The organism is Pedobacter sp. 22226 (genome assembly GCF_052045455.1).
Taxonomy (GTDB): domain Bacteria; phylum Bacteroidota; class Bacteroidia; order Sphingobacteriales; family Sphingobacteriaceae; genus Pedobacter; species Pedobacter jeongneungensis.
The window spans coordinates 369555-384856 of sequence record NZ_JBQEPB010000003.1 but is presented as its reverse complement, the minus strand read 5'-3'; the positions used below and the strand labels follow the sequence as shown (position 1 = coordinate 384856).

Genomic DNA, 15302 nt, shown 5'->3' with positions numbered 1-15302 from the left:
AAATTTTTCTTTTTCTTTGTAATAATGAAGAACTGTTTAGCTGCTATTATCCTGATTATAAGTTTCTGCTCTATCCAATTACATGCACAGGAAATTGATACTATTCCTATCAATACCAAAGACCTGAACATAAAGTTGAAACGCAGTCCGCTGCCAAGCAGACAGGGCCCGTTAAACTTTGAACCGGTAAAAATTAAACCTTTGGTGGTTAATGCAAAGATTAATTACTGGAAAACCAAAACCAGTATCGGTATTAATGTAAACCAGGCACAGTTTAGCAATAACTGGAAGGGTGGAGGTACCAACTCGGTAGCCGTTGGCGGTTTGGTTAACTGGAAAGCAGAATATAATAAAAACAGTTATAGCTACGTGAGCGAGGTGGTTTTGCAGTACGGCAAGATTAAAAACAAAGATCAGCTGCAAAAGAAAACCAACGACCGTATTTTTTGGGATAACAAGGCTTCTTTTCAACTTTCTAAAAGCTGGTATTTTTTCGGATCGGTAAGTTTCGAATCTCAGTTTGATAAAGGTTTCAGGTATTATAGGGATGGTAATGGAGATGAACAGCAGGTTTTGATCTCAAAATTTATGGCACCAGGCTATTTAACAGAATCAATCGGTTTTGAGTATAAACCAGTTAAATATTTCTCAACCCGTATTGGTACAGGTACAGCGCGACAAACTTTTGTTCTTGATACTGCGGTTTACGACAGTAAAAACGAGGTTTATGCGGTAGAAAAAGGCAAAAAGTTTAAAAACGAACTGGCTTTTCAGGTTGTAAGTGCTTTTGACAAAGATATTTTCACCAATACCAACCTGAAGGCCAGGTATGCCATGTTTATACCTTATAAGGACTTTAAGGCCAGTAAAATCGATCACAGGCTGGATATTGCTTTAACGGCAAAAATTAACCGTTTTATGAATACCAGTTTAACGGGCGTATTGTTATTTGATGATGATACAGGCACCAATAAAATCCAGGCCAACCAAACGCTGGCGCTCGGTTTTGGGTTTACCTTCCCGAGGTAGCGTTAACCGCCGCCAACCTTGCCAATTTCCCAGTAGGGCATGGTAATAATCTGCCTGAAACCTACGCCTCTTTGTTTTAGATAGCGTTTAAACTGCTGCACCGATTTCGCCCTGCCTGTGAGATAAAACGTAGCGTTTTGCCACATTTCCCAACACAGCGGATGCATATTATCCATCCAGGTGATGGCATTTTTTGCCGGGGCATTCACATCAGATGGTACGGTATCAATTAATAATTTAAGGTGTTCAACCGAATTCAGGTTTTCTTCCTGAAGCTCCAGCACGCCAAAATATTCTACATCTTCTTCCATCACTTTTTTACCCAGCGATTCGTATAAGCCAAGGCTGGTTTCATCGCCAAAAAAGAAATGCTGATTAGAGGCTTCGTTATATTTTACCTTCGCACGGTCTACAATCAGTTTTAAACGGTCGCCTTTTTGAATATTTACGGCCAAATGATGGCCCGGCCCCTGTCTGTTCAGGTAAAAAATCACCTCACAGGTTTCGTGCGCTTCATCAAAGCCCGATAAAGTGTAATGCCTGTATTCATTCGCATTCACCCTTAACAACACTTCGTTTCCCGGAATAAATTTGGCATCAAAAAAATCGCCTTTAAAAGTAACACACTTTAAGTTGCTGCTTAACATTTTGGTTTCTGCAACTTCTACTTGATATATTTTATTGCTGATCACTTTTTCCATTGTGTTGGCCAGCCATGAAGGTAATTTAGGCATCGTATTCTTTTGTTTAGTAACTTTGAACAAAAGTAGTTGTCTAACAAACGCATCTTTTTATATCAAAAGGATTAAAGTTTATATCAAAAGGATTTTATGGCCTTAAACATTTACGATAGCGATGATAAATATTATGTTGTAGGAAGTAAGTTCGACATTTCTCAATTTAATCAGCCACTGGTAACCGAAAGGAGAGATAAATACAGTTTTCCTTTTGGTGATGCAGAGATCGTACAGATCGCTTTTTCGGGTATTTACATTGTTTACGGCGATATGGTGGTGAAACAGAGCCGCCTGCGCATTAAATCTTTTGATGAACCCGATATGGTAGAACTCCACTTTGCGCTCACTGGCGGTGGCATCATGGAGAATTACCTCACCAATAAACGACTGGATATTAAAGCGAACCAGCATAACATTATTTACAGCCCTGATTTTGATGGCATGGCCGAGTTTGATACCGGAGGCCGGCATAAATTTTTCGAAGTAAATTTTGAAAGGGCACGTTTTATTGATTTAACCAGCGAAAGCAGCACACTGTTAAAGAATTTTGCCGAAAACATTATGAACAACCGTTCGGTAGAAATTTCATCAGAAAACCTGCCGATCAGCCTGGCCATGCATAGCTGCATTAATGATATTATGAACTGCCAGTTTACGGGTGGATTAAAATTATTATTCCTTCAATCTAAATGCCTGGAGCTTTTGGCCTTACAGGCACAGGCTTTTGAGGAGGCTGCTAAAAAAACAGTAAACCCGGCAATAAAATCGGCTTACGATAAAGATCGCATCTATTATGCAAGAGAATACCTGCTGGCCAATGCAAATCATCCTCCATCTTTAACCGAACTGGCCAAAACTGCAGGTATAAATGAGTTTAAACTGAAACATGGCTTTAAGGAAGTGTTTAAAAATACCGTTTTTGGTTATCTGAGCGATTATAAACTGATGAAAGCCAAAGAACTCCTCGCTGATAGCAGTAAAGACATTAAAAACATTTCAGACGAGCTGGGTTATTCTTCGGTACAACATTTCAGTAATGCTTTTAGCAAGAAATTTGGGATAAGTCCGGGGAAAGCGCGTTGATTTAGTTGGGAGTTTAAAGTTTGGAGTCCCCAGGCTTTAGTCTTTAGTCTTTAGTTTTTAGTCTTTAGTCTTTAGTCTTTAGTCTTTAGTCTTTAGTCTTTGAACGTTATTCCTGGCGTTGGGTTTAAACCCAGGGCCAGGAAATGGAGTTAAATCTATTTAAACCTTTTTTCTTTTCTTTTTCAGATCAAGATAATCTACATAATACAAAACCTTAACCGAAAGGCTGTTATTTTGTGGCGCATTTAAAATCCCGCTCAGGTTTTTATTATAACGTTGCGTGTAATAGGTATCGTAAGTTTCTGCAGCATCTTTATAAGAAACAGATAGTGTGCTGCCAGGGGCAAACTGCCAGGTATAAATTAAATCGATGTTGAACACGTTGTAATTTCTGTCCAGTCCGTTTAGCGGCGCTCCGGTATAATCTGTTAAATTGCCATCAGGTTTGAGCATAAAATACTCTTTATTCCTTCTATCGCTCCAATAGTGCCTCAATACCACCGTAAAGCCCATTAAATTAGTAAAAGTATATTTAGCATCGAAGGAGTTTTCAACCGTCCGGCGGTCGTATTTAGAAAAAATGGCTTTATCGCCCTGTGCCGTTACCCAGTTTACATAATTGTAATTGGGATTAAAATTAAGGTCTAAACCAAAGGCGATTTTATCATTTAACCGCAGGTTTTGGAAAAAGTAAAAATTATATTCCCTGCCCTTAAAAAGTTCCTGTTCCCTGTAACGGATGTTGCCGCCAAAATTATAGGCTTTTGCACGGTTAGGGTTAATATATAAAACGAAACTATAGCTTTCGGGTGCTTTATATACCTGCCCGTTTCTCGATTCGTAGAAATCGTTTTTTGCTGCGGTATAAATACCGTTTACTTCTGCCGACCACAGGTTTTTGAATTGAACGTAAGGTCCGCCTTCTACCGAAAAAGTTTGAAAGCTGCCCGGCATGGCCCTGCGCGAGTATAAAACGCTAAAATAGCTTAACAGCTGATTGTACCAGCTGCCTGGTTTATAGATATTGTAATGTAATTCTGCTACCTGATCTAAAAAATTGTTGTTGGTAAAAAAGCCTAAATCAGACGGATCGAATTTATCATCAGCGTATTGCTGCGAATAACTCCAGAGGAAATTACCGCTCTGCTTGCCAAACTTAAGCCCGTAACTATATCCGGTACTGCTTTCTTTACCTTGTAAATAGCTCATTTTGGCCGCGCCGTTAACAAAATATTCATTGCCTTTATTGTTTAAGTTAAACAGCAGGGCCGTTACATTGGCATCATAAGCCGAACCCCGCCTTAAAACATTGGTATTGATAAATGTTGCCGAACTGTTATTTTTTAACGACTGATCGAAAACCAAAATGTTATAATTGGTAAGCGGCTGGGTTTCTACCATACGGAGGTTACCCTGAGCATCTTCCACTTCGGTTTCCATGCTATTGGTAACGGCGTTAAAAATCCCGATACCCAGGCCCTTTGCCGTCCGGCCAGAAATTTTGGTGGCATTTAGTACTTTAGCTTCGGTTTGATCTTTTATAATTTTATCGCTGCCCACTCCGCTGTAATCGTAATAAGATGGGATAGAACCGATCCGCTTGGAATAAAAAAGATCGCCTTTGTTAAAAAGTTCGGTTCCTTCGGTAAAAAACTGACGGTTTTCGTTAAATTTTACCTCAAAAGGGGTAAGGTTAAGGATCCGGTTATCAGATTGTACCTGACCGAAATCGGGCACCAAAGTCATATCGAGGGTAAAACTGTTGTTAATGCCGTATTTTACATCCATCCCGCCGTTAAAGCGCGAGGTTGTATTTTTTACTCCCGGTAAATTAGCAGGATAATGGTTTACGTAGGCCGAAATATAGGGCGAAAAAGATAACCTTAAAGGTGGCTTGATATCTTTTATACCCGTCCAAAGCCCTTCCTGATTGATAAAACCATTCACTTTAGGATCAACAAAGTTCCAAAAGGTTTGGGTATTGCTCCGCTGTATCCTTCGGCTAAAATTAAGGCCCCAGTTTTGAATATCTTTGCCAGAGAAACGCAATGCGGAGTAGGGGATTTTCATTTCGCAGGTCCAGCCTTTATCATCCAGTTTAACTGCACTTTCCCACACCGCGTTCCAGTTGGCATCTTCATCACCTACCTGCGAGTATTTAGCATCAAACTGAACACCCGCAGCGGTAACAAAAAATCCGTTTCCGTTCATTTTATCGTAAAAAGGATCTACAATGATTGAAATAAAATCAGCATTGCCAATGTTATCCCTCGAAACCAACTCGTGCGAAACACTATCAGGATGATCGTACATCCGGGCGTACACGTAAATGGCAACATCATCATAAAGCACTTTCATTTCGGTGCGCCTATCCTGCGTTTCAATTTTTCCGGGATTTGGCCTTATTTGTATAAAATCAGTGGCAACAGGTACATTATTCCAGCATTCATCATCCAAAACACCATCAATTTTAGGAGTCTGTAGTGTCCTTTTAGCATCTAAATGCTTTTGTTTAGAAATATCCTGCGCCTTACAGAAAGTACATAAAAATATTAAAACAGGGAGGATACAGCGTTTCATTTGTTTAGGTTAATCAGGTATAAGACTATACCGGGAACAAAATGTTGCACCTAAAGAAAAAAACATAAAATTTAAGTCACTCAGTAATTTAACCGCTCACTTTCAAAAAAAGATTTTTGACTTTGAGGTGCAGCGATTTACAAGCAAAATTTGATACATTTGCCTTTTATTAAAAACCAAGTAGCTTTTTGCCCCGCGGCATGAGGCTTTAGCTTAAAAAAAGATGTTTGATAATTTACAGGACAAGCTAGACAGAGCGTTTAAAGTATTAAAAGGACAAGGCAGCATTACGGAAATCAACGTGGCAGAAACCATGAAAGAGATCCGCAAAGCGTTATTGGATGCCGATGTTAACTATAAAACAGCAAAAGCATTTACCGATGAGGTTAGGCAGAAAGCTTTAGGGCAAAATGTACTTACAGCGGTTTCGCCAGGGCAGTTGCTTACCAAAATCATGAACGATGAACTTGCGGCCTTAATGGGCGGCGAAGTTACGGAGTTAGAAACTAAAGCAAACCCTACCATTATATTAATTGCAGGTTTAAATGGTGCAGGTAAAACCACTTTTGCGGGTAAACTGGCATTACATTTAAAAGGCAAGGGCAAAAAACCTTTATTGGTTGCCGGCGATATGTACCGCCCTGCAGCGGTAGACCAGTTGGAGGTTTTAGGAACTTCAGTCGGGGTATCGGTTTATGCCAACCGCGATTCTAAAGATCCTGTGGGTATTGCTTTGGAAGGTATTGCGCACGGTAAACAAAACGGAAATAACGTAATCATTATCGATACCGCTGGTCGTTTAGCCATTGATGAATCTTTAATGAACGAAATTTCTGAGGTAAAAGCTAAAACTCAGCCTCATGAGATCTTATTCGTAGTAGATTCTATGACCGGTCAGGATGCGGTAAATACGGCAAAAGTATTTAACGATCGTTTAGATTTTACCGGTGTTGTTTTAACCAAATTAGATGGCGATACGCGTGGTGGTGCGGCCCTTTCGATTAAATCGGTAGTTAACAAACCCATTAAATTTATTGGTACCGGCGAGAAAATGGAAGCATTGGATGTTTTCTATCCGGATCGTATGGCATCGCGTATTTTGGGCATGGGTGATGTGGTTTCACTTGTTGAGCGTGCACAGATGCAATTTGATGAGAAAGAGGCAGCAGAACTTCAGAAAAAAATCCGTAAAAATAAATTCGATTTCAACGATTTCTATAACCAGATTCAGCAGATCAAGAAAATGGGTAACATGAAAGACTTGATGGGAATGATTCCTGGTGTAGGCAAAATGATGAAAAATGTAGATATCCAGGATGATGCTTTTAAATCAATCGAAGCCATTATTAATTCGATGACGCCGTTTGAAAAGGAAAACCCTGATGCCATCCAGCAAAGTCGCCGTTTACGTATCGCAAAAGGATCGGGCAGTAAAGTTGAAGAAGTAACCAAGCTGATTAAACAGTTTGAGGATATGCGCAAAATGATGAAGCAGTTTTCTAACCCTGCAGCTGCGGCAGCCATGATGAAAGGTATGCCTAAAATGCCGTTTGGAAGATAGGTTTTAGCTGAAAGGTTAAAGACCAAAGCTTACAGCGAAAATAACAGATTGCAAGTATTGAAATCCCGATCAGTAATGATTGGGATTTTCTTGTTTAAAGGTTTTGGAAATGAATATGCTGTATTCCATAGGTAAATACAGCCCTGCTTTCCCTGCTGCCGATAGAAGGAATCGGCATTCGTCCAATCAGGTTTATTTAACGAAGTTTGCTGCAAGCGAGACAAAAATATTATTCGCTCAGCTACCATTGTCTTTGGTTTCAACCAAAGATATTTAGATAAGCATATAAGTTAATACCTAAACATTGCTTTTATTTAAACAATTACTATCTTAGTACAAATCAATATTCATCCCGAATAATTTACATCCTGCTTTTATTTAATTAAAAATTTAATGCTTGTAAAAACATACGGGAGTGCTGTTTATGGTGTAAATGCACTAACCATAACCATCGAAGTGAATATCAGTGCCGGCACCAAATATTACATGGTAGGTTTGCCGGATAATGCGGTAAAAGAAAGTCTGCAACGCGTGGCCAGCGCCATTAATATCTCGGGTTTGCGCATGCCTAAGCAAAAAATCGTGGTCAACCTGGCACCTGCTGATATTAAAAAGGAAGGCTCGTCCTATGATCTACCCATTGCCATCGGCATTTTAGCTGCATCAGGGCAAATCCCCAATGATGAACTGGAAAACTACTTTATTATGGGCGAACTTTCCTTAGATGGAAGTATCCAGCCTGTAAAGGGCGCTTTACCCATTGCCATACAGGCACAACAGGATGGTTTTAAGGGCTTTATCCTACCCAAACAAAACGTACGCGAAGCAGCTATTGTTGATGGCTTAACGGCTTATGGCGTAGAAAATCTGGCACAGGTAGCCGCATTTTTTAATAAAACAGCGGCGTTAGAAGAGGTTAAGGTAGATACCAAAGAAGAGTTTTTAAAAAACATCAACAATTACGAACACGATTTTGCAGATGTTAAAGGACAGGAAAACATTAAACGCGCCCTCGAAATTGCCGCTGCTGGCGGACATAACGTGATATTGATCGGTCCGCCGGGCGCCGGAAAGACCATGCTCGCCAAACGCCTGCCTACCATTTTGCCACCCTTAAATTTAAACGAAGCACTGGAAACTACAAAAATCCATTCTGTTGCCGGAAAACTTTCTGCCGCAGATGCTTTAATGACCTCACGTCCTTACCGTTCTCCCCATCATACCATTAGCGATGTGGCCCTTGTTGGCGGCGGAATTAACCCGCAGCCGGGAGAAATATCGCTGGCGCACAACGGTGTGCTTTTTTTGGATGAACTGCCCGAATTTAAACGTACCGTTTTAGAAGTAATGCGCCAACCTTTAGAAGATCGTAAAGTTGCCATTTCGAGGGCCAGGTTTTCGGTAGAATACCCTGCCAGTTTTATGCTGGTGGCTTCTATGAATCCTTGCCCTTGTGGTTTTTATAACCACCCCGAAAAAGATTGCGTTTGTGCTCCCGGTGTGGTGCAAAAATACCTGAGTAAAATTTCAGGCCCGCTTTTAGACCGTATCGATCTGCATGTAGAAGTTACACCTGTTAATTTTACTTCTTTGGCATCATCAGACGATGCTGAAAAAAGCGACATCATCAGAAATCGTGTAATTAAAGCAAGGGAAATTCAGGATAAACGTTTTGCAGATAAACCAGAATTGCACTATAACGCACAAATGAGCCCTAAAATGGTACGTAAAGTCTGCCAGATTAACCCCGATGGGATCATGCTCTTAAAAACCGCGATGGAACGTTTAGGTCTGTCGGCGCGGGCTTACGACAGGATTTTAAAAGTGGCCCGTACCATTGCCGATTTAGCAGGAAGCGAAAATGTTGAGCTTGAGCACCTGGCCGAATCCATTAATTACCGGAGTTTAGATCGGGATGGATGGGCCGGGTAAGCATATGGTAAAAAGTTGCTGTTAAAATTTATTTGTTATCATAATAAGCACTATGTTTATTGATCTACAAATATCCGCTATGCAAAAAATATCCCTTACTTTTTTCAGCTTATTTATAACCCTTAATTGTAGCAGCCAGACACTACCCGATTTCAACCCGCCAAAAAATTACAAATTGGTCATCGAAACCAAAGGCGATTTAGATAAAGATGGCATTAACGAAGTGGTATATGCATTTGACACAGACAAACCCGATGGAAATAACGGACTTAAAAGGATTCTCTATATCTGTAAACAGCTTGATGGTAAAATCAAATTATGGAAAAGCAGCAGTACTATTTTACGCAGCAATAAAGACTGCGGTTTTTGTGTAGATGCCGGCGTAAATCTCTCCATAAAAATCAGCAATAATACGCTGATTACCGGGCAAACATTTAACCATAACAGCAGGCATTACAGTACCTGGAAGAACATTTACCGATATCAAAATAACGATTGGTTTTTAATTGGCTCTACCCTTAACGATTACGATACCTGTGATTTTAATTACCAATATGACATTAATTTCTCTACCAAAAAGGTGAGCGTAGCTTACACTTACGGCAGTTGCGATGACGACAAAAAAATACCAAAAGATCGTTTTTATAATTTTAAATATCCGTTTAAAGCCATCCCCAAAATGGATGGTTTTGCGCCTGGTAAAGCCGAACTAAAAATCCCCGCTACGAGCAAATACTTTTATTATTAACCCTCCATCTACCATGAAAATCATTTTAGTAGTACTGTTATCGCTAATTTCCATTCATCTATTTGCACAGGCAGATCATCCACAAATCCCAAAAACAGGCGCCAATATCAATTCCTTTATTCCAAAAGGTTGGAAAGTAATTTATAAGGTCAAAGGCGATTTAAATAAAGACAATGTACCTGATGAAGCAATCATTATCCAGAATACCAATCCAAAAAACATCATCAAAAACGGCAGTATGGGCGGAAATAAACTGAATGTTAATCCCCGTATGCTTCTGGTCCTTTTTAAAACACCCGGTCAATACCAGTTACAGGCTCAAAACACCAGGTTTATACCTACGGAAAATGATACGGTAAGTACCTGCCTGGCCGATCCCTTACAAGAAACGGGCGCAATTATGATTAAGAATGGCACACTCATTTTAAGCTATCAATATTGGTTAAGTTGCGGCTCCTACGAAGTAAGCAACCTCGATTATACTTTCAGGTTTCAAAACCAAAAAATGGAACTGATTGGTTTTGACATTTCAAGTTACAGCCGTTCTTCGGGAGAAGAAACCATTACGAGCCTCAATTTCTCTACACGAAAAAAAAGTGAAACCTCTGGCGGCAATATGTTTAGCGACAAAACCAATAAACCAAAAACAGTTTGGAAGAAATTTAACTGGGGCAAGCTATTTACACTTGAAGAAATGACAAAAGAACTTAGCCAAAAACTTTCAGAAATGTAATGTAAACCATTTGTAAATACCAAACATGAAAAGGATATTATTTCTATGCCTCATATTTATTTCCGGTCATTCGTTTGCGCAAAAGATATTTAAACAACCTGATGCAATAGGAACGTGGCAATACATCTCTCCATTTAAAGATAAAAGCTATGTACTTGCCATACAATATGGAGTAAAAGAAGAACAAGTAGGAGAGGATATAAATACCACTATTTATTTTGGTAAAATTGGTTTAAAAACAGATCAGCTATTTTGGAAAGAAAAAGTTTATACAAAGCTGATAACCGGTAATGTTTCCTACGAAGACTATAACAGCGATGGCATTAAAGATGTACTCATCTTTTCAGAAACAGGCGCAAGAGGCGGCAATGCGTTTTATTATTTATTTCTGCTTGATCCTAAAAACAAAAAGATTAGTAAGGTTAAAAACTTCGAAAACATTGTCAATCCCGAATATAAACGCAAACATCATGTTGTTGTATCTTATGGTTTGTCTGGTACAAATAATTACAGCATTTATAAAATTTCTAAAGCTAACAAAGCTTATCAGATCGGCGAAAGTTTTGAAGACACTTTTGATAGCGACCCCACTGAACTGGATAAAAGAATCAGAAAGATTTTAAAAAAATCTGTCCATTAACAACGATTATTCTAAAAAAGAATACGCTATTCAGCTCCCTTTCTTTCCCGTCTCTAAAAAGCCTGGTTATAAAAATCAGAAAGCATAACAACCACTTATCTATCAGGTAATTAAAATTATAATCAAGAGGCTAATCACCTTCATTTGAGGGGTTCACATTCTTCTTTGGCATAGTCATTGTCATAGGGCTGTTACATTATCAACCTTATTTAAAACAAAAAAGTGAAAGAGATGAAAAAGACAGTGCAAATTTTCAGTATGCTTTTAGTAGCATTAACAATAATGGTATCGTGTAAAAAAGATACTGATCCGGCAGATAAAGATTTCTTCGTGGGTACTTACAAGGGAACGGTTTCTTACCGAAATGGCGAAACAACTATTAACAGTTCTGATGGTAAAGTAACCGTAAGCAAAGTTGGCGAAACGTATAACTTTTACTTTGGCAGCAACATTCCTGATATTACAGGTGTAAAGTTTGAAAAAACCGGCGATAACAGTTATGTAAGTGTAGGCTCGGGCTTAACAGGCATTAGTATTGATGCCAGCAACCTTAAAATTCTGGTTGTAAAAGATGGCCAAACCTGGACGGCAAATTGTACAAGATAACCATTAAACAAGTTAAAGGCCCGATTTAAAGAAATTGGGCCTTTTTTTACCTATAATTCTTCTTCCTCATCATCTTCTTCAGGCACGTATTTTTCAATCGCCTGTCCAATGGCATTAACCTCTTCATCTTCCTCAAAAATTGGAAGTTCTGTTTTGTAATCCATTTTCAACCAGATTGATGAAGTATCTTTCTGAATCTGGATATATTCTTTTCCATCTTTAAATATGGTGTACGAATCATTTCCTTCCGGAAAAACTGAATAATTGATCGGGCCGATTTCGATATCGAAAGGTTCTTGCATAACTGATATTTTTTGACAAAGATAAAAATCTTTTTGTTGAGGTAACTAGCTATAAACGAGACTTTGCTATCTTTATCCTCATAAATTTAACCTATGGATTTTTCAAAAGCAGACAATAAAGTTGCCCGAAAATTATTCGAAGTAGCTTTACAACGGGAATTAAAAAAGGAAATGCAGTTATTCTCCGAAATTTTAGACCAATGGAAAACGCAACAACCTGAAGACAACAGAGATGATTATTATAAAATTTTTACTGCTGTAAAAGATTTTGATAAACACATTGCCAGAAGGTACGACGGACTTAGAAATTCATGGTTTTTAGGTACTGTAACTGCTCTTCTCGTAGAGAAAATCATTACAACAGCTGATTTAGAAGATTTTTCGGAAGAGGGAAAAAGCGAAATACTGAAGAGCCTTAAGTTCAGAGAAGTTAACGGACTATAATTAAAAAATTACGCCTGATTGTTTAAAAATCCCATCATTTATACTACTTTACGGCAAAAGAATTTACGCGAAAGATAAGAAGATGAAGTTAACGTTTTGGGGCGCAGCGCAACAGGTAACAGGGAGTATGCACTTACTCGAAATCGGGCATTATAAAATACTGATAGATTGCGGATTAGATTACGAAAAGGAAACCTACCAGGAAGAAAACCAGCAATTCCCCTTCGATCCGGCAAGTATTAACCTGGTAATTTTAACCCATGCACACATCGACCATTCTGGTAATTTGCCAACATTGGTACGCATGGGTTTTGATGGTCAGGTGCTTTGTACACCACCAACTGCCGATTTAACTTCGATATTGCTGTTCGATTCTGTTGAACTTTTTTTAAGAAAAGCCGGGCGAAAACCCCGTACCAAACGGGGCAATTTCAGCGGGCCAAAACCTTTGTATCTGCACAAACATGTGATGGATACAATCGATCGTTTTGTAACCATTGCTTTTAAAAAACCTTTCAAAATAAATGGCGATATCAGCCTGACATTTGTGCCTGTTGGCCATTTGTTGGGTGCCGCAGCGGCTATTTTAACCATAAATGATAACGGTATTGAGAAAAAAATAGCTTTTACCGGCGACATCGGCAGAGAAAACTATCCGGTTCTGGTAAATCCTGAACCACTGCCTGAAGTAGATTATGTGGTAAGCGAAGCTACCTATGGTGGCAGGATGCATACCAAAGACCAAACGCTTGAAGAACGCCTGGTACAGGAAATTACAGAAGCCTGCATTAAAAGCCCCGGAAGATTAATCATTCCTGCATTTAGCATTGGCAGAACGCAATCGCTTGTATTCGCACTCAACCAGATTTTTACCAAAAAGCTATTACCACCAATCCAGATTTTTGTAGATAGTCCGATGGCTATTCAGGCAACAGAGGTTTATCGCAAACACCATAACCTGGTAAATCAGGAAGCAAAGGATTTTTACCAGACCATGGGTGACGAGTTCGAATTTGAGCACCTGGCCTATGTGCAAACCATGAAAGAAAGTAAGGATGTTTCCAATTATTTCGATCCCTGCATTATCATTTCGTCTGCAGGTATGTTAGAAGGCGGACGGATTCAGGATCACTTGTATTACAACATCCAGAACTACTACTGTACCATTCTTTTTATCGGTTACTGTGCAAAAGGAACGCTCGGCTACAAATTATTAAGTGGCGCACCAATTGTGCGGATTAAAGACCGAGAAATGATGGTTTATGCCACCATCCGCCAAACCGATTTACTGAGTGGTCACGGCGATCATAACGACCTTGTAAAAACCATTAAACAAACCGGACAGCCGAAAAAAGTTTTCCTGGTGCATGGTGAAGATAAGAGCCTTCAAAGTTTATCATTGGCATTACAGGAAGAAGGTTTTAATGTTGAAGTACCTGAAAGGGGAGCAGTTTTTGAAATGTAATACTTCGCTGTCATTCTGAGCGCAGCGAAGAATCTCTTAATTATCTGCACCACCGATTACAAGAAATTCATTGGCAGTTTTTTATCGCCTGCAGATTCTTCGCTGCGCTCAGAATGACAATAAATGTATCACTTCCTCACTTGCCCATCACCACGTACCACCCATTTGTAGCTCGTTAATTCTTCTAATCCCATTGGTCCGCGGGCATGAAGTTTTTGCGTACTGATTCCGATTTCGGCACCAAGACCAAATTGTGCACCATCTGTAAAACCGGTAGAGGCATTGGCGTAAACCGCAGCTGCATCTACTTCATTTAAAAATTTGGCGATGTTAGCTGAATCTTCCGAAATAATGGCTTCGCTATGTTTGGAACTATAATCGGCAATATGGCTCAAAGCAGCGCTTAAATTTTCAACCACTTTAACCGCTAATTTTAGCGATAAAAACTCTGTACCAAAGTGTTCAGGAGTTGCCTGGTTCAACAGATTCTCCGGATAGAAAGATTTTAATACTTCATAGCTTTTTTCATCTGCAAATAATTCCACATTTCCTTCAGCCAAAGGAGATAAAAGTGCAGGCAGATCATTTAATCTGTTTTCGTTAATCAGCACACAATCCAACGAATTACAAACGCTTACCCGTCTGGTTTTGGCGTTAAAAATGATCGCCTTGCCTTTCTCTAAATCGCCCGATTCATCAAAATAAGTATGTACAATGCCAGCGCCGGTTTCGATTACAGGTATTTTACTGTTTTCGCGGACGTAATTAATTAACGACTGGCTTCCTCTCGGAATTAAAACATCAACAAAACCCCTTGCATTTAATAAAGCTTCGGTTGCTGCTCGTTCTGCAGGTAAAAGCGTCAAAACATCAGTACTGATTCCGTTTTTGTCTAACACTCCATGAATTACTTTTGCAATAGCGAGATTTGAAAACTCAGCATCACTACCGCCTTTAAGCACAGCAACGTTTCCGGTTTTAAAACAAAGGGAAAATACATCGGCAGTAACATTCGGGCGGGCCTCGTAAATTACACCAACAACACCCAGTGGCACACTTACTTTTTGGATATGCAGCTGATTATCCAGTGTTTTATCAGAAAGTATTTTACCCAACGGACTATTTAAATCCGCAACATTTTTAAGGTCATTAGCAATATCTGCAATACGTGATGCGCTTAACTTTAACCTGTCGTATTTGGGATCTTCGATGGACATTTTAGCTAAATCCTTTTCATTTTCAGTAAGAATTTCAGCTGTATTGGCCACTAAAGCTTCGGCCAGATCATTTAAAACAGCATCTGTTATGTCTTTGCTTAAGCTAATTAAATTGCGACTAGCTTGTTTTGCTTTTTCGAAGTATTGTTTGTAATCCATTTTTATCTAATGTTCGTCATGCTGTCCCAATACTTGGCGATCAGATCTATTAATTAAGATCCTGAA

The 15302-nt window shown here is 39.3% G+C and carries 14 protein-coding genes; 10 read left to right on the top strand and 4 right to left on the bottom strand.

The window, feature by feature from the left end; translation table 11 throughout:
- The first annotated feature begins 24 nt into the window (after positions 1 to 24).
- On the top strand, positions 25 to 1029 hold the full coding sequence (locus tag ACTJKC_RS08580; RefSeq protein WP_440791107.1) for a DUF3078 domain-containing protein: 1005 nt from the start codon (positions 25 to 27) through the stop codon (positions 1027 to 1029).
- 2 nt (positions 1030 to 1031) lie between these two features.
- Here the strand turns inward: ACTJKC_RS08580 and ACTJKC_RS08575 are convergent, their stop codons facing one another.
- Positions 1032 to 1763, bottom strand: a complete 732-nt coding sequence (locus tag ACTJKC_RS08575) for a hypothetical protein (RefSeq protein WP_440791105.1) — start codon at positions 1761 to 1763, stop codon at positions 1032 to 1034.
- A gap of 96 nt (positions 1764 to 1859) precedes the next feature.
- Between ACTJKC_RS08575 and ACTJKC_RS08570 the strand changes: the two genes are divergently transcribed.
- Positions 1860 to 2849 carry a helix-turn-helix domain-containing protein gene (locus tag ACTJKC_RS08570; protein ID WP_440791103.1) on the top strand — a complete coding sequence of 330 codons (990 nt, stop codon included), beginning with the start codon at positions 1860 to 1862 and terminating at the stop codon, positions 2847 to 2849.
- A 159-nt stretch (positions 2850 to 3008) separates the two neighbouring features.
- Here the strand turns inward: ACTJKC_RS08570 and ACTJKC_RS08565 are convergent, their stop codons facing one another.
- Positions 3009 to 5429, bottom strand: coding sequence for a DUF5916 domain-containing protein (locus ACTJKC_RS08565; protein WP_440791101.1), 2421 nt, complete (start codon positions 5427 to 5429; stop codon positions 3009 to 3011).
- Between the two features lie 223 nt (positions 5430 to 5652).
- Here ACTJKC_RS08565 and ffh point away from each other — a divergent pair, with 223 nt between their 5' ends.
- From ffh to ACTJKC_RS08535, 6 genes are all read left to right on the top strand, one after another.
- Entirely contained in the window at positions 5653 to 6990 is a 1338-nt protein-coding gene (ffh, locus tag ACTJKC_RS08560; RefSeq protein ID WP_344851429.1) for a signal recognition particle protein, read from the top strand.
- A 393-nt stretch (positions 6991 to 7383) separates the two neighbouring features.
- Positions 7384 to 8922 (top strand): YifB family Mg chelatase-like AAA ATPase, encoded by a 1539-nt coding sequence (locus tag ACTJKC_RS08555; RefSeq protein WP_440791099.1) that lies wholly within the window; start codon positions 7384 to 7386, stop codon positions 8920 to 8922.
- A 79-nt stretch (positions 8923 to 9001) separates the two neighbouring features.
- A complete protein-coding gene (locus tag ACTJKC_RS08550; protein WP_440791097.1) occupies positions 9002 to 9670 on the top strand; it encodes a hypothetical protein in 669 nt (222 codons plus the stop codon).
- A gap of 13 nt (positions 9671 to 9683) precedes the next feature.
- Positions 9684 to 10403, top strand: coding sequence for a hypothetical protein (locus ACTJKC_RS08545; protein WP_440791095.1), 720 nt, complete (start codon positions 9684 to 9686; stop codon positions 10401 to 10403).
- Between the two features lie 25 nt (positions 10404 to 10428).
- Positions 10429 to 11043, top strand: coding sequence for an XAC2610-related protein (locus tag ACTJKC_RS08540; RefSeq protein ID WP_440791093.1), 615 nt, complete (start codon positions 10429 to 10431; stop codon positions 11041 to 11043).
- 231 nt (positions 11044 to 11274) lie between these two features.
- Positions 11275 to 11649 carry a hypothetical protein gene (locus tag ACTJKC_RS08535; RefSeq protein ID WP_440791091.1) on the top strand — a complete coding sequence of 125 codons (375 nt, stop codon included), beginning with the start codon at positions 11275 to 11277 and terminating at the stop codon, positions 11647 to 11649.
- Between the two features lie 50 nt (positions 11650 to 11699).
- Here ACTJKC_RS08535 and ACTJKC_RS08530 read toward each other — a convergent pair whose 3' ends face one another.
- A complete protein-coding gene (locus ACTJKC_RS08530) occupies positions 11700 to 11951 on the bottom strand; it encodes a hypothetical protein (RefSeq protein WP_344851396.1) in 252 nt (83 codons plus the stop codon).
- 93 nt (positions 11952 to 12044) lie between these two features.
- On the opposite strand from ACTJKC_RS08530, the gene ACTJKC_RS08525 reads away from it, so the two are divergent.
- Positions 12045 to 12395, top strand: coding sequence for a hypothetical protein (locus ACTJKC_RS08525; RefSeq protein WP_440791089.1), 351 nt, complete (start codon positions 12045 to 12047; stop codon positions 12393 to 12395).
- Positions 12396 to 12477: 82 nt separating this feature from the next.
- Complete coding sequence (locus tag ACTJKC_RS08520) at positions 12478 to 13860, top strand: MBL fold metallo-hydrolase RNA specificity domain-containing protein (RefSeq protein ID WP_440791087.1); 1383 nt, start codon at positions 12478 to 12480, stop codon at positions 13858 to 13860.
- A 128-nt stretch (positions 13861 to 13988) separates the two neighbouring features.
- Here the strand turns inward: ACTJKC_RS08520 and ACTJKC_RS08515 are convergent, their stop codons facing one another.
- Complete coding sequence (locus ACTJKC_RS08515) at positions 13989 to 15236, bottom strand: glutamate-5-semialdehyde dehydrogenase (RefSeq protein WP_440791085.1); 1248 nt, start codon at positions 15234 to 15236, stop codon at positions 13989 to 13991.
- Positions 15237 to 15302 lie beyond the last annotated feature (66 nt).